General features: G+C 55.9%; 18 protein-coding genes. 12 read left to right on the top strand and 6 right to left on the bottom strand.

Going from position 1 to position 18,869, the window contains the following annotated elements:
- Positions 1-5 precede the first annotated feature (5 nt).
- Positions 6-482 carry a DMT family transporter gene (locus V8L70_RS06250; RefSeq protein ID WP_008959382.1) on the top strand — a complete coding sequence of 159 codons (477 nt, stop codon included), beginning with the start codon at positions 6-8 and terminating at the stop codon, positions 480-482.
- Positions 483-500: 18 nt separating this feature from the next.
- Here V8L70_RS06250 and V8L70_RS06245 read toward each other — a convergent pair whose 3' ends face one another.
- Both V8L70_RS06245 and V8L70_RS06240 read right to left on the bottom strand, forming a co-directional pair.
- On the bottom strand, positions 501-767 hold the full coding sequence (locus V8L70_RS06245) for a DksA/TraR family C4-type zinc finger protein (RefSeq protein ID WP_008959381.1): 267 nt from the start codon (positions 765-767) through the stop codon (positions 501-503).
- 60 nt (positions 768-827) lie between these two features.
- Positions 828-1,580, bottom strand: coding sequence for a DeoR/GlpR family DNA-binding transcription regulator (locus V8L70_RS06240; RefSeq protein ID WP_232774985.1), 753 nt, complete (start codon positions 1,578-1,580; stop codon positions 828-830).
- A gap of 134 nt (positions 1,581-1,714) precedes the next feature.
- On the opposite strand from V8L70_RS06240, the gene V8L70_RS06235 reads away from it, so the two are divergent.
- The 5 genes from V8L70_RS06235 to V8L70_RS06215 are packed head-to-tail and all read left to right on the top strand — an operon-like array spanning position 1,715 to position 7,005.
- Complete coding sequence (locus tag V8L70_RS06235) at positions 1,715-2,719, top strand: ABC transporter substrate-binding protein (protein ID WP_101148087.1); 1,005 nt, start codon at positions 1,715-1,717, stop codon at positions 2,717-2,719.
- A 2-nt stretch (positions 2,720-2,721) separates the two neighbouring features.
- On the top strand, positions 2,722-4,434 hold the full coding sequence (locus tag V8L70_RS06230) for an ABC transporter permease (RefSeq protein WP_101148088.1): 1,713 nt from the start codon (positions 2,722-2,724) through the stop codon (positions 4,432-4,434).
- Complete coding sequence (locus V8L70_RS06225; RefSeq protein WP_101148089.1) at positions 4,422-5,483, top strand: ABC transporter ATP-binding protein; 1,062 nt, start codon at positions 4,422-4,424, stop codon at positions 5,481-5,483. The genes V8L70_RS06230 and V8L70_RS06225 overlap by 13 nt, the downstream gene beginning before the upstream one ends.
- Positions 5,480-6,571, top strand: a complete 1,092-nt coding sequence (locus tag V8L70_RS06220) for an MBL fold metallo-hydrolase (protein ID WP_101148090.1) — start codon at positions 5,480-5,482, stop codon at positions 6,569-6,571. Before V8L70_RS06225 ends, V8L70_RS06220 begins: the two co-directional genes overlap by 4 nt.
- Positions 6,559-7,005 (top strand): phosphatase domain-containing protein, encoded by a 447-nt coding sequence (locus tag V8L70_RS06215; RefSeq protein ID WP_008959374.1) that lies wholly within the window; start codon positions 6,559-6,561, stop codon positions 7,003-7,005. Before V8L70_RS06220 ends, V8L70_RS06215 begins: the two co-directional genes overlap by 13 nt.
- Positions 7,006-7,016: 11 nt before the next feature.
- Here the strand turns inward: V8L70_RS06215 and V8L70_RS06210 are convergent, their stop codons facing one another.
- The 4 genes from V8L70_RS06210 to V8L70_RS06195 all read right to left on the bottom strand — a co-directional run bounded on the left by V8L70_RS06210 (position 7,017) and on the right by V8L70_RS06195 (position 12,213).
- Positions 7,017-9,080, bottom strand: a complete 2,064-nt coding sequence (locus V8L70_RS06210; protein WP_157826573.1) for a cache domain-containing protein — start codon at positions 9,078-9,080, stop codon at positions 7,017-7,019.
- Positions 9,081-9,244: 164 nt separating this feature from the next.
- Positions 9,245-10,414 (bottom strand): MFS transporter, encoded by a 1,170-nt coding sequence (locus V8L70_RS06205; protein WP_101148092.1) that lies wholly within the window; start codon positions 10,412-10,414, stop codon positions 9,245-9,247.
- Positions 10,405-11,409 (bottom strand): GlxA family transcriptional regulator, encoded by a 1,005-nt coding sequence (locus tag V8L70_RS06200; protein WP_101148093.1) that lies wholly within the window; start codon positions 11,407-11,409, stop codon positions 10,405-10,407. The genes V8L70_RS06205 and V8L70_RS06200 overlap by 10 nt, the downstream gene beginning before the upstream one ends.
- Positions 11,410-11,529: 120 nt before the next feature.
- Entirely contained in the window at positions 11,530-12,213 is a 684-nt protein-coding gene (locus tag V8L70_RS06195) for a GntR family transcriptional regulator (protein WP_101148094.1), read from the bottom strand.
- Positions 12,214-12,367: 154 nt separating this feature from the next.
- Between V8L70_RS06195 and dctP the strand changes: the two genes are divergently transcribed.
- From dctP to V8L70_RS06165, 6 genes are all read left to right on the top strand, one after another.
- Positions 12,368-13,363, top strand: coding sequence for a TRAP transporter substrate-binding protein DctP (dctP, locus tag V8L70_RS06190; protein WP_101148095.1), 996 nt, complete (start codon positions 12,368-12,370; stop codon positions 13,361-13,363).
- A 102-nt stretch (positions 13,364-13,465) separates the two neighbouring features.
- The gene (locus V8L70_RS06185) at positions 13,466-13,987 is read left to right on the top strand and encodes a TRAP transporter small permease subunit (protein ID WP_101148096.1); all 522 of its coding nucleotides are present in this window, start codon (positions 13,466-13,468) and stop codon (positions 13,985-13,987) included.
- A gap of 2 nt (positions 13,988-13,989) precedes the next feature.
- Positions 13,990-15,324: a TRAP transporter large permease gene (locus tag V8L70_RS06180; RefSeq protein WP_101148097.1), complete on the top strand. Its 1,335-nt coding sequence runs from the start codon at positions 13,990-13,992 to the stop codon at positions 15,322-15,324.
- A gap of 11 nt (positions 15,325-15,335) precedes the next feature.
- Positions 15,336-16,712 (top strand): malonyl-CoA decarboxylase, encoded by a 1,377-nt coding sequence (locus V8L70_RS06175; protein WP_101148098.1) that lies wholly within the window; start codon positions 15,336-15,338, stop codon positions 16,710-16,712.
- Complete coding sequence (locus V8L70_RS06170) at positions 16,709-18,244, top strand: malonate--CoA ligase (protein ID WP_101148099.1); 1,536 nt, start codon at positions 16,709-16,711, stop codon at positions 18,242-18,244. Before V8L70_RS06175 ends, V8L70_RS06170 begins: the two co-directional genes overlap by 4 nt.
- A 143-nt stretch (positions 18,245-18,387) precedes the next feature.
- Entirely contained in the window at positions 18,388-18,846 is a 459-nt protein-coding gene (locus V8L70_RS06165) for a DUF2170 family protein (RefSeq protein ID WP_232774986.1), read from the top strand.
- The last annotated feature ends 23 nt before the right edge of the window (positions 18,847-18,869 follow it).

Genomic DNA, 18,869 nt, shown 5'->3' with positions numbered 1-18,869 from the left:
AAACCATGCTACTCCCTCTTATCTTTATCTTACTGCTCGTCGGCGGTGCGGTACTGGCAGCTCAGTCCTCCATCAATGGCCGTTTGGGTGCAAAAGCAGGCGTCATCGAGAGTTCTTGGCTGACCTTTGTGATCGGCGCCGTCCTGACCTTTTTATTGATGTTCTTTTTTGAGCCAGCACAGCAAGCGACGCTCTTCAGCGTACCCAAATGGCAGCTAACCGGCGCCCTGTTTGGCGTGGTCTATATGTTGGCAATTGTGTTTGCCGTACCCCGAGTAGGCACCGCAGCGGCCACGGTAGCGGTCATTTCTGGCCAACTGTTGATGAGCCTGCTGATTGATCATTTCGGCTGGTTAAGCAATGCCGTGCGACCGTTAGATGCGTCACGCTACATTGCGATGGCGCTGCTCATAGGTGCTATCGGCTTAATCTATCTAAGTCACCAGCAGCGTCATCGTCGACTGGCAAGCCAGCCAAGTTAGTTATTCAGGCTCACCACTTTAACGTAGCTGGCTATCTTTGCTGCCGCGGCGATTATAGCCACTAAAGCTCGACTGCTTTTTATCTAGCTCACTCTGGCATTCCACGCAGAGCCGAACGCCTGGAATTGCCTTGCGGCGCGCTTCGGGAATGGGTTCGCCACACTCCTCACAAGTCTCAAGACTTTCACCGCGAGGCAATTGGCTACGCGCACGCTGCACCGCATCTTCCAGCGTGCTCTCCATCTGCTCTTGTTCGGCGCCATCTTTCGCCCATCCACCTGCCATCATCGCGCTCCTCGCTTCGGCACTAGCAATCTATCAGCATAGCAGTAACGAGAATCGCCGTTAGCCTAAAAACTTAACGCCTTGTGCCGCCAGTGGGCTTCTTAATTTATCGGGTAGCGGCACATCGGTGACTACGGCGTCATAGTCACTCAGTTGCCCCGCGGCGCAGCGTAGTGGCAGGTCAAACTTGGTTTTATCCAGCACCAGCACACGATAACCGGCATGGGCTAATAGCGCCTCGCGCGCCATCACTTCGTCGTCGTTGTAGTCATAAAGCTGGCCATGGCTATCCATTCCCCCCACCGAAACAATCCCCACATCGGCACGGTAGCGTTGAAAAAAGCGCCAGGCATCGCCGCCAATCACATCCTGATCGCGACGACGCACTCGCCCACCCGCCACCACTAGCTCACACTTCAACTGGCACAGCTTAATCAGGGCATGCAGGTTATTGGTCATGATATGCAGACCTTGCTTATCACTCAGCGCATCGGCCAACTGTTCAACCGTGGTGCCCGTGCCTAAAAAAAGTGCTTGATGATTCTGTACCAAGCTCGCTGCCCGCGCCGCAATCTGCCGTTTACCCGCCACATTGACAATCTGACGCTGGTCGTAGCCGATGTTTTCCTGCTCGGGAAACGGCAGCACCTCACCTTGGCGGCGCAGCACCAAGCCCTTATCAGCCAGGTGACGAATATCCCCACGCAGGGTTTGCACAGAAACCCCAAACTCATCTGCCAGGCTGTCTACCGACTGGCGCCCTTGTGAGTGGATCCGCTGTAATAGCTGTTGTCGACGTTCGAACTGGCGCATAGCCCCTCTCGGCACAACGAAAGCAAAAAGTGCGGCAAACGAAAGCCATAAAATGTTGAACGAAAGCATAGTGTCACTTTGTTGTAAGCAGATGACAGTAGCTTAGGTGGGGTTCACTCACTGGAGGTTTACCCATGTTGAAGCGCCCCCTGTTATCTATTCCAACATCTGCCCTGACGGCTGCCGTCGCGGTAGCCAGCTTTTCCCTGTCGGCCCAGGTAGCGGCGAACGAAACGCTAACGCTCTACACCAGCCAGCCCAATAGCGATGCTCAACAGACCGTTGACGCCTTTGAAGCCGCCCACCCTGATATTGAAGTGGAGTGGGTACGCGACGGTACCACGCGCTTGATGACCCGGCTGCGCTCGGAGCTTTCGGCCGGAGTGAGCAACCCCGACGTGCTGCTAATCGCCGACAGCATGACCATGGAATCACTCAAGCAAGAGGGTCATTTACAGCCTTACCTCAGCGATGAGCGCCAAGCCTATGACGCTGACCTGTATGACCCAGAAGGCTACTACTACGGCACCAAGCTGATCACCACAGGGATTGTCTATAACACCGGCGCCAAGCATCAGCCGCAAAGTTGGCAAGATCTGCTGGGGCCTGACTACGAAGGGTTGGTCACCATGCCCAGCCCGCTCTACTCCGGCGCTGCGCTTATCCATATGGCGGCGATTAGCGCTAATTCAGAACTAGGCGCCGAATACTACGACTCTCTGAAAGCCAATCGCACCGAAGCACAGGGCGGCAATGGTGGCGTCTTTAACGCCGTGGCTGCAGGTACCAAGCCCTACGGCATCGTGGTGGACTTCCTACCAATCCGTGAAGCCGCCAAAGGCTCGCCGGTCGAATTCGTGTTCCCGGAAGAAGGCGTGAGCGCGGTGACCGAACCAGTCGCCATTTTGGAAGGTGCTGAGAATGTCGATGCTGCGCAGAAGTTTGTTGATTTTGTGCTTTCCCAGCAAGGCCAGGAGCTGGTCAGCCAGCAGGGCTATCTGCCTGCCCACAACGACGTTGCTCCACCGGAAGGCTTCCCCGAGCGCGATAGCATTACCCTGATGCCGGTTGATACCGAGCAGGCATTGGCGCAGGAAGAAGAACTCAAACAGCGTTTTAGCGACCTCTTCGGCGGGTAACCATGACGCCCGCTCTCAACTATGACAACAAGTACGGCAGCCAGCATCGCTGGCTGCTTTCAAGTCTGCTGATCGCCATTGTGCTGCTCAGCCTGGCGCCCAGCCTGCGCCTGCTGATTGAAGCATTGAGCGACCTTACCCAAGGCCGCCAGTCACCCCTGTGGCAGGTGCTCAATAGCGCCAGCACTTGGCGGGCACTCTGGCATAGCCTGTATACCTCGGGGCTCGGCATGCTGATCGCTCTGGTGCTGGGCAGTCTATTCGCCTTTGCCATCACGCTCACCAATGTGCGCGGAAAAGCGTGGCTGGTGTTCTGCTTTATGCTGCCGATGATGATTCCGCCGCAGGTCACCGCTTTGAGCTGGTTGCAGCTATTCGGCCCGGCCAGCCCCCTACTGAAAAGTATTGGCATGGCACCGCCGCTAGGTAGCCCGCAACCACTCTACTCCGCTGAAGGCATCGCCTTATTACTGGGTATCCAGAGCGCACCACTGGTGTTTCTGGCCCTGCGCACCAGCCTGCTTTCGCTGCCCCGTGAGCTTATTGAAGCCGCCCGCATTAGCGGCGCCAAACAGACCCAGGTATGGGGTCACATTATTCTACCCGTGACCCGTAGTGGCATGATTGCCGGGGGCGCGATGGCGTTTATCTCGAGTCTCGGCAACTTTGGCATTCCCGCCATGCTGGGTATTCCTGCAGGCTATTACGTGCTGCCCACGCTGATCTACCAGCGTATGGCCAACTTCGGCACCGGGGTGCTGGCAGAAATGGCCGCCCTGTCGCTGCTGATTGGGTTATTGGCGCTAGCCGGGGTGGCGCTGCAGCAACAGCTTATGAACCGTAGCCGCTTCGGGCTGGGCGGCCATAGTGGACGCTCCCACGATTTCACCCTGGGCCGCTGGCGTCCTCTGGTCACCGCTACATTAGTCGGGATCTTATTGATCATCCTGGTCGCGCCGCTGCTCGCTCTGGTCATCAGTTCGCTAGTGCCCGCCATGGGCGTTCCGTTAAACGCCGAGACCGCCACCCTGAACGCTTACGCCGAAGTGGTCGGCCGCCAAGGCGCCACATGGCGAGCGGTAAACAACAGTCTAATGCTTGCAGGTAGCGCGGCAGGGGTGCTGATGTTGCTTAGCCTGCCATTAGCTTACCGGCTACAGCGCCTACCGGAACGCTGGCGGGGCGTGGTCCTCAGCGCTATCGAAATACCCTATGCGCTTCCTGGCGTGGTATTGGCCATTGCTTGCATCCTGCTATTTGTCCGCCCGCTGCCGATTATCAACGTAGCGCTATACGGCACCCTGGGACTGATTTTTATCGCCTATCTGGCGCGGTTTTTGGTGGTTTGCGTCAAACCCGTCGCCGCCAGCCTGGCGCAGCTGGATCCTTCCCTTGAAGAGGCGGCTCAACTCGCGGGTGCAGGCCCCTGGCGCCGTCTTGGCGGCATCATCTTGCCGCTGGTCGCGCCCGCGCTGTTCGCAGGCGGCTTGCTGGTGTTCTTGCTGGCGGTCAACGAACTGACCGTGTCAGCGCTGCTCTGGAGCGCCGGAAATGAAACTCTCGGCGTGCTGATTTTCAATCTCGATGAAGGCGGCGAAAGCGTGCTGGCCTCAGCGGTATCAGTGCTGGTGGTGATCATGGTCGCTTCACTGATGCTGACACTCAGCTTGCTGGCACCGCGTTTACCCAAAGGAGTCATCCCATGGCAGGGCTAACGATCGATCGTGTCACCAAACGCTTTGGCGAGCAGACGGCAGTCGATGCACTGTCGCTGACGATCAACCCAGGCGAGTTTGTCGCCCTGCTCGGCCCCAGCGGCTGTGGCAAAACTACCATGCTACGCATGCTGGCAGGTTTTGAGACGATCAACGACGGCAGCATTCAATTAGGCAATCGCACCCTGGCCAGCGCCGATACCCATATGCCTCCAGAGCAGCGCAATATGGCCATGGTGTTCCAGTCCTATGCGCTATGGCCGCATATGAGCGTGGCGGACAACGTGGGCTACCCGGTCAAACTGCGAGGCCTGCGCGGGGCGGCGTATCACCAAAAGGTGCAGCAGGCCCTTGCCCTGGTAGAGCTTGATGCCTACGCCAACCGTATGCCCCAGGCCCTTAGCGGTGGCCAACGCCAGCGGGTGGCCCTGGCGCGCTGCCTGGTTAGCGACCCGTCGGTGGTACTGCTGGATGAGCCACTGGCCAACCTTGATCGCCACCTACGCGCCACCATGGAGCACAGCTTCCGCGATTTTCACCAGCGCACTGGTGCCACGCTGGTCTATGTCACTCACGACCAGACCGAAGCCATGGCGCTGGCAGACAAAATCGCCGTAATGAAAGCGGGCAAACTGGTTCAGTGGGGTGCCCCTGAAACCCTTTACAGGCAACCGCGCACCGCCTGGATAGCGGGATTTATCGGTCAGGGCAGCCAATTAAAAGTTGCCGCTGGCAATCCTGGGAAATTGCTTGAGGGCTCCTCCTTGATGCGTGGTCTGAACGCTATCGAGTCCGAGCGCACCCAAACGGTACTGGTGCGCCCTGAGCATATTCAGATCAGTACGACGCCCTCTTCCTCAGCGACTCCTACTCATAGCCAGCTTACCGCTCAGGTAGAAAGCGTAATTTTTCGCGGCGAGCGCTATGAGCTCACACTGCGCTTGCCCAGTGGCGGAACCCTGCTGGCCTACCATCACAGCCCGCCTGACCTGGGTAGTCAGGTTGCCGTCGACCTTCATCAGGGCTGGTGTCTGGAGCCCGATCAATGAGTGTCCATATTGAGATTCTCAGTGGTTTAGGCGCCAAAGGGCCAGCGGCGATAGTCGTGGAGGCTCAGGGAAAACGCCTGCTGCTAGATGCAGGCGGCGCGCTCCACCCGGATGACACCATCTCCTGGGCGAACAACCTGGATATCGACGCAGTGCTGATTAGCCACGACCATATTGATCATATCGGCGGCGTGGCCGAGTTAGCCGAGAACGTGCCGCTTTATTGCACGCCGCTGGTAGCTAAATCATTGCCCAAGAACCGGCTATGGCACCCCCTGCCAGAACGCGGCTCGATAGAGGTGGAAGGTATTACCGTCACCACCGGTCAAGCAGGGCACTCGTTAGGCGGTGTTTGGCTGCATTTAGCGGTGGAAGGGGGTGTTTTCTACAGCGGCGATGCCTGCTTTGAATCGTTGGTGTTTCCGTTTGATACACCACCAACAGCGCGTCTTGCGCTGCTGGATGCCTCCTACGGCAGTTTTGATCAACCCCAACCTGCGTGCATTCAAGCAATCAGCAAACACTTTACCCAGCCTTTGGCATTTCCCGTGCCTGCCACCGGCCGTGCATTGGAAATGGCGCTGTGGCTGCTTGAGGAAGCTAAATCACGAGGGTTAACGCTCGCGATTGATGCGGAGATACGCGCCAACCTCACCGCCCTGCTGGCAATGCCAGCCGCCCTGCGTCGCCCAGGTATTGATGCTGCAATCAACAATGTGTTGGCACGACAAAATGATGAAAATGCCACGCTGCGGCTGATAAGTGATCACGATGACTCCCCCCAACAGTGGCCCGAACACCGGCTACTGCATACCGGTTACTTAACGCCTGAACGTCAAGTTCAGCTAGCGGCAGGGGAAATAAGCTGGCAACGCTGGAATGTGCATCTGCGCGCCTCGCATCTGGTGGCGCTAGCCGATCAGATGGACGCCTCTCAAGTGGTGCCACTATTTACCCAGCTTAGAGATAACGAATTAAAGGCGTGGCAAGGTCTTCTAGGCAATCGCCTTTACACTTCCCAGCGCTTCAAAACTGATTCTCGTACAACCCACTTTTCCTCTTTAAGGAGTTTTGCATGTCCGCAGTGATTGTCGATGTCGACGGCACCTTAGCCGAATTTCATCCTCACCAAGTTAGCGACTGGGTGCTCGGTAGCCAAAAACAGTGGGAGCCCTTCTTTGCCCATATGGCCGAAGCACCTGTGATTGAAGCGATCGCCAAGCTGGTCAACATTCTTAAGGCGCAGGGTCAGCAGATCGTGATTTGCAGCGGTCGGCCGGACAGCCACCGTGAGCATACCCTGCGCTGGCTTGAGCGGCATAGTATCCCCTTTGATGCCATGTACCTACGCCCAGAAGGCGATGACCATGTGGATGATGAAACAGTGAAAGAGGCGCTTCTAGAACGTATGCGCAGCGACGGTTTTGCGCCTTGGCTAGTGCTGGATGACCGCGACGCCGTAGTCGCCCAATGGCGCGCGCTTGGATTAACCTGCCTCCAGTGCGCGCCAGGGGATTTTTAGGCCAATCAAGATTAGACGATAGGCAGGCAGGTGATCGAGATCACATCATTTCGGTAATGATCGTTACGCTTGTATTCTCGATAGCCAGTTGAGGCAACCATGGCGGACAAATAGCTGTTGCCCTCGTACTCTAGTCGCTGAATCAAGCGCTCTCCATCTCGTAAGCCAAGTACTTCTGCATAGCAGCCATCTAGCAGCTGAGGTAGGCAAATAGTGGCTAATGTAGAAGAGATCACCTGACCTTCCGCATCTATAAACAGCGCAAAAGGTGGCAGCGATTGCGCCCTGCTGACGGGGAGGTTATCCGCCAGGATTTGCCGAAATTCCGGGGTCGCATCGAATACAGTGGCAATGCCGCCAACAATCGTATTGCTGTTAAAATCGACCACGGGCGCGCAATAAAGATAAGTGCCGCCATTGGCATAAAGCTCACTCTCACTAAAGGCTGAAACCACATAATCTTGATCAGAATCCGTCATGAGACACGCTGCCAGCGGCAGGGATTTAGGGACTTGCGTTCCAATCAAACTGGCAGCGTTATTATTAGACACCGCGACGATCATGCCCTGTCGATCAAACAATAAAATATTGGTGTAAACGGTATAGAGAGTGTTAATAGCATGAATAACCGCTGAGAGCTCCTTACGCGCTTGCTCATCACCTTTCGAGGCGGCGAGTAACTGGCTGCGAATACGCTCATCAAGTGCCCACCAACGTACATCATTGGCACGTTCGTAAAGATTGCGATCCATAATGCTGACCATGCTAAAGGCCCTCATGGTGGCATCAGCAGTGGCGGTTAAACTCATTCCTTGCCGCAAGGTTGAAATGGAGTCTTCAAACAACTGATCAGTTAAATGACCAATCTCACGAATCTGATGCAGTACCGGTACGAGCTCTACTGCTTTGTGGCGCACTGAAATAATATGGCCATTGATAACCGCCAGATTCAGCTGTTGCGCAATTATCGCGGCTTGGTGGCGAATATTGCTTAGCTGCCCTTTTACTACATCACCATCGGCGGATGAATGCATAACGTTGCGCTCTATCATGGTATCTCTCGATAGCTCAGTGAGGGCAAGGCAGCGCCAGCCTAAACCTGCGTATCCTTGATAGGTAGCACCGGTCACTTGTCGACATGCATACGCTTTTCCATTGAGCATGATGACATCCACGCCATTGACGCCTACTTGCCACAGCGATTCGTTTAACGCTAACTGGGGTAAACTTGAGGCCACCACCCGGCCACTCTTATCTAAAAGTGCAAGTTCAAACTCACCATCGGCAACCTCTTCAAAAATACCATGCACTTCTTCATTCAGGTTAAAGCTCAGCGCAAGATATCCTAAGCGCTGTGTTGATTCATCATTATAAATGGGTGAAATAAAAAGCAGGGATCGTTGCTGGTGAGGGTCTAGTGGAGTGGTAGCAAAATATTCAACGTAGCCACCCTCTAATTGAGACGATGCAAGTTGAGACAAGGTTTGATTCAGGCCGTTATCGTGAAACGTCGTACCCTCAGGAAACGTAAGGCTTGTGCGCAGCGTGCCATCTAAATTAAACAGCATTACATCATCATAAACCGAGTATTTAGCAACATAGCGCGCTAAATGCTGATGAATATTTCCATCTACTGCACGGCTCTCCATATACGCGCGAAGGGTACTATCGGTCGAGAGAAAACCGATATCAGCAGAACGCTCAAATAGATTGCGTACCAGCATATCTATCGCGATTGACGCCCTGCTTCCCAGCACCATTTCATACTCGCGGGCATACTCTTCAGTTAGCGCAGCGGCAAGTTGGACTCGCAAGAGACGAAACCGATCTTGGACTTCGGTGACACGATCCAAGACGCCATTACCCCCACTACGACTGGCTACCTTACCCACCAAAGCAATAATGGCTAACCAATTATCCAAGTGGGATAGCTGGCTGTCGTAATGTTTAACGTAAGCGGGAGGTTCCAACGCACGAGGCGCATGCGCTCTGCTAGCGGTAGAGTGCGTACCAGAGAGAGAAAGTCGAGCGTCAACTCGACTAGTCAAGCTTGGTGATAAAGAGCGGGTAGTCATGGGGCCACCTTGCTATCAAAGCATCTGCCTAGACGTTACAACCAAGAGACGTTAAAACCGAGAGACATTAAAAAAGAGCCAAGTGACTTACTATAACCTTTTGCCACTCAACTCAAAGCATTAAGTCTAATAGAAGAGCATCTGCAGAGTGTGTAAGCACACGTTCAAATCTTCGATGATGCCATGCTGCTTTTTCGCTGCCACAGCAGCACCATCAACGGTACCAACGCAACGGGAATCAACAGCAAGTTAAGTGTCGCCCAGCCTAAGCCGCTGACCAAGGGCCCAGCGAGCAGCGCAGTGATAGCCGCGGTGCCAAACACCAGAAACTCGTTGGCTGCTTGTGTTCGCGCTTTATCCACCGGACGGTAGCTTTCGGTGAGCAGCCCGGTGGCGGGCAGAAAAGTAAAGTTCCAGCCAAGCCCCAGCAACATCAGCGCCACATTGAAACCGGCTAAACTGATACCTAATTGTGCGACTAAAGCACTCGCCACCAGTAGCAAGCAACCTGCCACAATGACTTGTTTGGCGCCGAAACGGGTAGCCAAATGCCCGGTAAAGAACGAGGGCAGAAACATCGCCACTACGTGCCACTGAATGGTCATTGAAACGTGGTTAAAGTGGTGTCCGGCTCCCGCCATAGCGAGTGGTGTGGCGGTCATGGTCAGGTTCATCACGCCGTACCCAACCATCGCCGCGCTTACTGCCACAATAAACCCAGGCTGGCGCATTATCTTACCCAGCGGCAGTGCGATGCCTTCGCCATGGGTGCGAGATGCGGGTGGTAGTTGTGTCCGCATCAACACCACCAAGGCCAACGCGTAGAGCGCGGCTAAACCCACAAAGCTGCCCAGAAACGGCACTTCGCCCAGCTCACGGCTTACTCTTGCCAGCCATGGCCCGGCAAACGCGGCCAGCACACCGCCCCCCATTACCAAGCCAATCGCGCGATCACGCATCGGCGTAGGCGCAGCTTCTACCGCGGCAAAGCGATAGAGCTGGCCAAAGCCAATGCCGATACCAATTAACCAAGTTGCCAGTAAAAACAGCCCAAAGCGCTCGCCGATCAGCGCCTGCACAGCAACCAGCGCGCCGATTAGACCAACGAGGTTGCCCAGCATGAAACCGCGCTTACGGCCCAACCTTGCCATGATCAACGAAACAGGAATGGTCGCGCACATCAGTCCAAGCCACTGGGTGGCAACCGGAGCGGTCGACCAAGACGCGTTTGGGGCTAACGATGCGCCAATCAGTGGCGAGACGGCAATCAGCAGGACATTGCCGGTGACCAGCAGCGCTTGGCAAAGCGATAACAGTGTGACGGTTAAAGGCATGAGGCGCTCTCCTGAAGTGGATCGGTATGGGAAGACGCAAAACGTTGGCGATAGACCGAAGGTGACACACCGTAGTAGCGCTGAAACTGACGGCGCAACTGCTCTGCACCGCCCAGTCGCCAGCGTTGTGCGAGCCGCTCAAGGGAGACCGGCTCGCGTTTACTGAGCAGTGCCAGGCGCGCTTGTTCAAGGCGTAGCTGGGTCAGGTAAGCACCCGGGGTCGTATTTAGGTGGCGTCTAAACAGTCGGGTTAAATGACGCGTGGAGACGGCCACCAGATCGGCCATGCTCTCAAGCCCGTGGTCTACGCTGGGGTCGGCGTGGAGTTGATCCAGCAAGCGGCGCAGCGGCCCTGCCTCTTGTTGGTGTCGCAGTATCTCGCTGAACTGCGACTGGCCCCCTGGGCGCTGCAAAAATACCACCAACTCACGAGCCACTCGCCCAGCAAGATCAGCACCGTGATCCGCCTCTACCAGCGAAAGCGCCAGATCAATACCCGCCGTGACGCCTGCGCTGGTGTAGCGACCGTTGCTTTCGATATACAGCGCATCGGGCTCGACGCTTAGCGCGGGGTACTCCTCAGCCAGTTGAGGTGCATGACGCCAGTGGGTGGTAACGCGACACCCATCCAGCAACCCTGCAGCGGCTAACAAAAATGCCCCGGAGCAGATAGAACCTAGCCGCCTCACCTCTGGGGCGATCTCACCAAGCACCTGCTTCACGGCGGCTATGTCACGCTGCTGCATCACGCCACTGCCGCCCGCTACCAATAGCGTATCCAGGGGCAGTAAACGAGTAAGTTGCTGGTAGGTGTGGGTGGCATGCACGGCCAGGCCGCCGTTGGTGACAACCGGGCCGACGGCATCGGCAATCAGGGTCAACTGATAGAGCGGCTGGGGGCTTAACGCATTGGCGCTGGCAAACACCTGCCAGGGGCCGCTGACATCCAGCAGCTGGCAGTCGGGGTAAGCCAATAGGGCAATATGACGAGTCACTATCTCTCTCCGGGGGTATCGAAGCATTAGAGAGAGTGTCAGCGCTGCGCTCGATGTCGGCAAGGACCATTACCCCACCGATTCGGACATGGGGCTAGGTCAACCATCAGCGGGCCAAAATTAGCCCGTTCTTTCTAACGGTGCCTCCATACGGCGGACGCTGGAAACGAAGTCACTAAAGCGCTCGCCCTGAATCAGTACATGGTCACTAAGCGCTTGCTGTGCAGCCAAGGGATCACCTTTTTCAATCGCTTCCACGATGGCTTGGTGCTCGCTAAGGGAATTATTTACCCGTTGGCGTACCTGTAACTGCAGGCGCCGATAAGGCTTTAAGCGCTGTTTCAGCTGACGCGCTTCGCTGGCCAAAAAGGCATTGTGGCTAGCGGTGTAGATACAGTCGTGAAAACCTTCGTTTTCGTAGTAATACTCATCGCTATCACCGGCCAGCGCCGCCGCTTCGCAGCGTTGGTGTGCTTCGCGAAGCGCGACCAGCTCGGGCTCGGTGATCCGGCGGGCCGCTAGGCGCCCGCACATGCCTTCAAGTTCCGCCATGACCTCGAACATCTCGATCAATTGATCAATTCCTACCTTCGCCACAAAGGTGCCTTTTTTGGGCGAAACCGTCACTAGGCCACTCGCCACCAGCTGCTGAAAAGCTTCACGCACCGGCGTCCTCGAGACCTGAAACTCACGCCCCAAAGCTTCCGGGTCCAGGCGCTCTCCCGGCAAACGGCGGCCATTGATGATGTCATCCTCAAGAGAATCCCTTAATCGCTGAGCGTTGGAGCGCTTGGTGCCCGTCATGTTTACCTCCATGGATCGCGACTTATTTCAGGCCATTAAAATTGTCATAAAGTTGACATTAGCATATTTAAGCGCTATTGAAATATATATCAGATCTTCTGATAAACATATAAAGCTCATCCAAACACACAACAACAATTGTTGGAGACGCCACATGCAACGCTATTTAATCTCAACTGCCGCCGCCCTAGGCCTCGCCATTGCGGCGTCACACGCCTCTGCCGATACCGTACTGCGTGCTTCGCATCAATTCCCCGGTGGCCAAGGGGACGTGCGTGATGAAATGGTGCAAATGATGGCCCGCGAAGTAGCCGATGCAGATGTCGGGCTGACCATTGAAGTCTATCCCGGCCAATCGCTGTTTAAAGCGCGTGAACAGTGGGGCGCCATCGCCCGTGGTCGCCTGGACATCACTTCTCTACCGCTGGATTACGCTAGCGGCCGCCATCCTGAATTCTCGGCTACGCTGATGCCGGGGTTGGTGCGTAATCAGGAACATGCCCAACGCCTGAATGACTCTGAGTATATGGAGATGATTAAAGAGGTCATTCGCGAAGGCGGCGCTCGGGTACTTGCAGATGCTTGGCTATCGGGCGGTTTTGCCTCTAGCGAGCAGTGCGTTACGTCCCCCGATACCGTCGAGGGCCAGAACTTCCGCGCCGCCGGGCCTGCGTTTGAACAAATGCTGGAAGCCGCCGGTGCCTCCATCGCCTCGATGCCCTCTTCCGAGGTTTATACCGCCATGCAAACCGGCGTGCTGGATGCCGCCAATACCTCATCAATGTCGTTTATCTCCTTCCGGCTTTACGAACAGGTTGAGTGCTTGACCGAGCCCGGCGACTTCGCGCTGTGGTACATGTACGAACCCATTCTTATTTCCGAGCAGGTATGGCAAGGGCTCAACGAAGAGCAGCAAACAGCCCTGATGGAAGCAGGTGAAGCCGCCGAGGCGTTCTTTGCGGAAGAGGCCGCCGCCATTGACCAGGAGATGGTCGACCTCTACGAAGAGAATGGCGTGGAGGTGGTCAGCATGAGCGAGGACGACTACAACGCCTGGCTCGATATCGCTAAGGAAACCTCCTACAAAAACTTCGCCGAGAACGTTCCCAACGGCCAAGCCATTATCGATGCGGCGCTGGCCGTCGAGTAAGCAATAGCCAATCGCCTTACGGCACGGCCATTCCGACAGGAATGGCCGCGTTCTACTGATGATTGCTTGGCTTGGTGAGATAACCAGCTTGACGAGGGAACTATGGCACCTGCAACGACACACACTGCCCTTGCGCGGCGGGGCATCATTGGCGGCTACATTCGCGTCATGGACAAGCTCTCGCGGCTTTCTGCCTACTTGGCCTGCGCCCTGTTTATCGCTGGCGTACTCGTGATTTGTCAGATGGTATTTATTCGCTACTTACTGGGAATGAGCACCAGTTGGCAGACTGAATTCACCATCTTCTCAGTAACGGCAGCGATGTTGATGGGCAGCCCCTATGTATTGATGACTGGCGGCCATGTCGCCATCACGATTGTTCCCGATGCGCTAGGCGGTATTACCCGCACTATCATGCGCTTGATCGCGTCGCTGTTTGGGTTAGGTTTTTGCGCTGCATTGGCGTATGCCAGTTGGGTCTATGTTTTTGAGGCGCTCCACGGCGAGTGGACCACCGGCTCGGTATGGAATCCGCCACTGTGGCCCGCCTTACTGCCTATGGCGGTCGGCGCCACCCTACTTTCGCTGCAGTATATAGCTGAAATTTTGCGTGGGGAGAACTGAGTATGGATCCCATCACGTTAGGCATTATCGTTGCCATCGCGCTGATTGCTCTGATGGCCATTGGCACCCCTATCGCTTTCGCCCTGGGCGGTGTATCGCTGCTGGCACTGATCTACGACCGTGGCCTTGCTGAGCTCACCTACTTCGGGGAAACCTTTTTTGACCGCATCGCAGAGTTTGGTTTTGTCGCCATTCCGATGTTTATTTTGATGGGCGCCGCAGTGGCCTCCTCCCCCACCGGGCGTGACCTGTATCGCTCGCTGGATCTGTGGATGGGCAAACTGCCCGGCGGTCTGGCGGTTTCCAATATTGGCGCCTGCTCCATTTTTGCGGCTCTGTCGGGATCATCCCCCGCCACCTGTGCGGCAATTGGTAAAATGGGCATTCCTGAAATGCGCAAGCGCGGCTATCCCGATGGCGTGGCAGCAGGCTGTATTGCAGCGGGCGGTACCCTGGGCATTTTGATTCCGCCGTCGGTCACCATGATCATCTACGGCATTTCCACCGAAACCTCGATTGGTCGGCTGTTTATTGCCGGAGTGGTGCCGGGCTTCATGCTCGCTGGCCTGTTCATGATCTGGACCATGATCGCCTGCAAGATGGCCGGTGGTTATAACAACCCAATGGCAGAGTCCGTCGAACGGCTCAAAAACAATGTTAAACAGAATGTCGATACCAACCTAAAGGCCTTAGTGCGCGTGCTGCCCTTCCTTGGCGTGGTCGCGGGCATCCTGTTTGCCCTCTACGGCGGGGTGGCAACGCCTTCTGAAGCCGCTGGCGTTGGGGCATTTCTCTGTTTGGCGTTGGCCATCCTGATTTACCGCATGTGGCAGCTGGGCCCCATCAAGCTGATCATGCGCGACTCGCTGCGTGAAAGCGTGATGATCATGTTGGTGATCGCCACCGCCGAGGTATTCGCCTACGCCCTCTCCTCCATGTTCATCACCCAGACGGTGGCAGCCGCGATTGCTGGTCTGGAGATTAACCGCTGGGCACTGATGGGGGTGATTAACCTCTTTTTGCTAGTAGCTGGCTTCTTCCTGCCGCCCGTGGCCGTGATCGTAATGACGGCGCCGATTTTGTTGCCCATCATCCTGGCGGCTAATTTTGATCCCTATTGGTTTGCGGTAATTTTGACCATCAACCTGGAGATCGGCCTGATCACACCGCCGGTAGGTCTCAACCTGTTCATTATTAAAGGCATCGCGCCGGATATCTCACTGCGCGACATTCTGATGGGGAGCTTGCCCTACGCGCTATGCATGGTGCTGGGAATTTTGTTGTTATGCCTTTTCCCAGGCATCGCGCTTTGGCTACCTAACTTGATCATGGGGTAAGGAGTTCGACCATGAACATGATGTTTTTGCAGGAGCTGTTTAACAACATCACCCAGCGTGATGCCTTGTTACGGCGACGTCAGCCTGAGACAGTGACGCCCGACCATCAGCAGTTGGTCAACGCTTGCCACAAGTTGCTGGAAAGCGATGGCGAAGCCTCCAGCATTGCGCTAGCAAGCCGTGCTTTGGCGATTTACCAGCGGCTCCCGGCAACTGAAAAAAATAGTTTCTTTGACCGTTTAATAACAGACTTTGCCGCCGACCCAGGCCCTATTGATGCGGCCTATACGGCGTATCGGGAAGCCCGCGACAACCCCACTTTACAGCGGCTATTTGAAGCCAGCGAACCTAGGCGCCAGGAACTTTTCCGGCGTTTAAATCTGGCCAGCGATGGTACCTATGAGTTGGTTAAAATGCGTGAAGATCTTCTGTCGTTGCTGCGTGAGCAGCCTGAGCTGAAGGCCATTGACGACGATTTTGCTCACCTGTTCGGCTCCTGGTTCAATCGCGGCTTTTTGATGCTCAAGCGCATTGATTGGAATACCCCCGCTTCGATTCTTGAGAAGATCATCCGCTACGAGGCGGTACACGAAATCCAGGACTGGGACGATCTACGTCGGCGGCTGGATGCACGTGATCGCCGCTGTTTCGCCTTTTTCCACCCAGCGATTGGCGACGAGCCGTTGATCTTCGTGGAAGTCGCCCTGCACAAGGGACTGCCCAGCCGTATTCAGCCTATTTTATCGGGAGAAAGGGCGGGCGAAAGTAGCGCTAAAAAAGCAATCGAAGAACCTGAAGACGCTGATACCGCGGCGTTCTTTGGTATTAGCAATTGCCAGACCGGTCTGCGCGGCATCTCCTTTGGTAACTTTTTGATCAAGCAAGTGGTGCAGGAGTTGTCTCAAGAGCTGCCGCAGTTGAAATACTTCGTCACTCTTTCGCCGGTGCCCGGCTTCGCCCAGTGGTTACAAGAACAGCGCGATGATGAGCAGTTGCCCGAGTCACTGCGTCAGTCGCTAAAAGGGCTTGAAACGCCTGGCTGGCATCAAGATAAAACCCGTGAGGAGCCATTGAAAGCCGCGATCCGCCCGTTGGCGGCGCGCTACTTAGCTGAGGAGAAGAACCGCCACGGCCTGCCGCTGAACCCGGTGGCCCGTTTCCACCTTGGCAATGGCGCAGAGCTGCATCGTATCAATTGGCTGGGCGATATCTCCGAGAAGGGCATTAACCAGGCCGCAGGCTTGATGGTCAACTACCTGTACGTGCTGGACGATATCGAACGCAACCACGAAAACTATACCGCCAAGGGCACCGTTGCCTGCTCCAATGAGGTGCGCGACCTCGCTCGTCGTGCCCGCAAGCTGGCCAAGGGAGAGACCACCAAATGAGCCATAACCTGTTTGAAACCTTTGCGGCCAAGATGCGCGAGCGCGCTGACGCCGATTTCATTACCACTCGTGAAGGCCGCCGCTACAGTTATACCGATGCGCTGAGCATAAGCGCGAAACTTGCCGGTGCGTTGACTGAGCTGGGCGTTAAGCAAGGCGACCGTGTCGCTGTGCAGGTGGATAAAAGTCCTGAAGCGATACTGCTTTATTTGGCCTGCCTGCGCATTGGCGGGGTCTACTTACCCCTCAACACCGGCTATACCGGCGATGAAATCCGCTACTTTTTGAATGATGCCGAGCCTGCGTTGTTTGTCTGCCGATCCAAGATAGAAGAGGAAGCGCGAGCGCTTGCCGTTGAAACCGGCTGCCCGGCCGTGGCCACTCTAGGCAGCGCCGCCGATGGCAGCCTGATGGAAGCTGCCCGCGCAGCAACGCCAAGGGAGGATATCGTGGCACTGGGCGAGCGTGACCTGGCCGCTATTCTTTACACATCCGGCACCACCGGGCGCTCGAAAGGCGCTATGCTGACGCACAAGAACCTCGCCTCCAATGCTGAAACATTGGTGAAAGCGTGGCACTTCAGCGCCGATGACCGGCTGATCCATGCGCTGCCGATCTTCCACACTCACGGTTTGTTCGTGGCCTGCAATGTCACTTTGATGGCAGGCGCCAGTATGCTGTTCTTGCCGAAGTTTGATGCCGATGTCATTTTCGAAGAGCTGCCCCGTGGCACTGTGATGATGGGCGTTCCTACCTTCTATACGCGCTTGGTTCAGGATGAGCGCCTGACGCCTGACGCTACTGCTAACATGCGGCTGTTCGTCTCCGGCTCTGCCCCGCTCACCGCCGAGACCCACGAGGCGTTTGAAGCCAAAACCGGCCATGCGATCCTTGAGCGCTACGGCATGACCGAAACCAATATGAACCTCTCCAACCCCTATGAAGGCGCACGGCGAGCAGGCACCGTGGGCATGCCGCTACCCGGTGTGGAGATGCGTATTACCAATCGCGAAACTGGCAATGAAGTGCCTTTAGGTGAGATCGGCATGCTGCAGATTCGCGGTCCGAATGTGTTTATCGGCTACTGGCGGATGCCCGAAAAGACCCGCGAGGAGCTGTTAGACGATGGCTTTTTCATTACCGGCGATCTCGCCATGGTCGACGAGCAGGGCTATGTGCATATTGTGGGTCGCGACAAAGATCTGGTGATTTCAGGCGGCTACAACGTCTATCCCAAAGAGGTGGAGCAGGTGATTGATGAACTTGACCAAGTTGCTGAATCCGCGGTCATCGGCCTACCTCATCCCGACTTTGGTGAGGGCGTGACCGCGGTGGTGGTGCGCCAGCAAGGCAACCTTGAAGAAAATCAGCTTAATGAAGATAAGGTGATCAGCCATCTAGACGGTCGGCTAGCCAAGTATAAGCAGCCCAAACGGGTCTTCTTTGTCGATGAACTACCCCGCAACACCATGGGCAAAGTGCAGAAAAACGAGCTGCGCAAACAGTTTAACGATACCTATCGCACGCCATAGCTTTCTTTCCTGCCCGTATACGCCTGCCGCCCTTTTGCCCCGCCGCGTGCGGGGCTTTTACCAGCGCTTTGCTGGGAAAAGGAACCATTTGCTCTACTAAGTGTTAAGGTGAAACTACTTAACGAACGATGGAGCAAATCACCTTGACTACGCCTACCGTCACAAGTGGCATTACTGCCAGCGAACTATATAAGTTAGTCAGCCAACCAGCTCCCGCCAGCAGCGAAAATGCGACCCTTGAATGGCCCGAAGCGACCATTAGCCTGGATGAGACGAACCAGACGCTGATCTGGGAGCTCAACGACTACGGCAGCTTGCCGATTACCCTCTCGCGCAGCGAAAATGAGTGGGTCGCCATGGCGCCCATTGTGGCCATCGACAGCGTCAAAAACAGCGCCGAACTTAACGAAGTGCTGCTGCGCCAGGGCATCTCGTTACCGCTGGCCTCTGTGGGTATTGTCGAGATCGACGGGCACGACTTTTATGTGGCATACGGACAGCTGTTTGGCGACTCCAAGCTTGAGTCAATTTGCGCTGAGCTGCACGCCACAGCCAGCGCAGCCATGGACGTCGCCGAACTGATACAAACGCACTTCGCCTAACGTTTACCCATTGTTCGTCTATT

Source organism: Vreelandella arctica, assembly GCF_037070215.1.
Lineage (GTDB): Bacteria > Pseudomonadota > Gammaproteobacteria > Pseudomonadales > Halomonadaceae > Vreelandella > Vreelandella arctica.
Note: the sequence above shows the minus strand (reverse complement) of the source record. Positions and strands in the feature narration are given on the sequence as shown.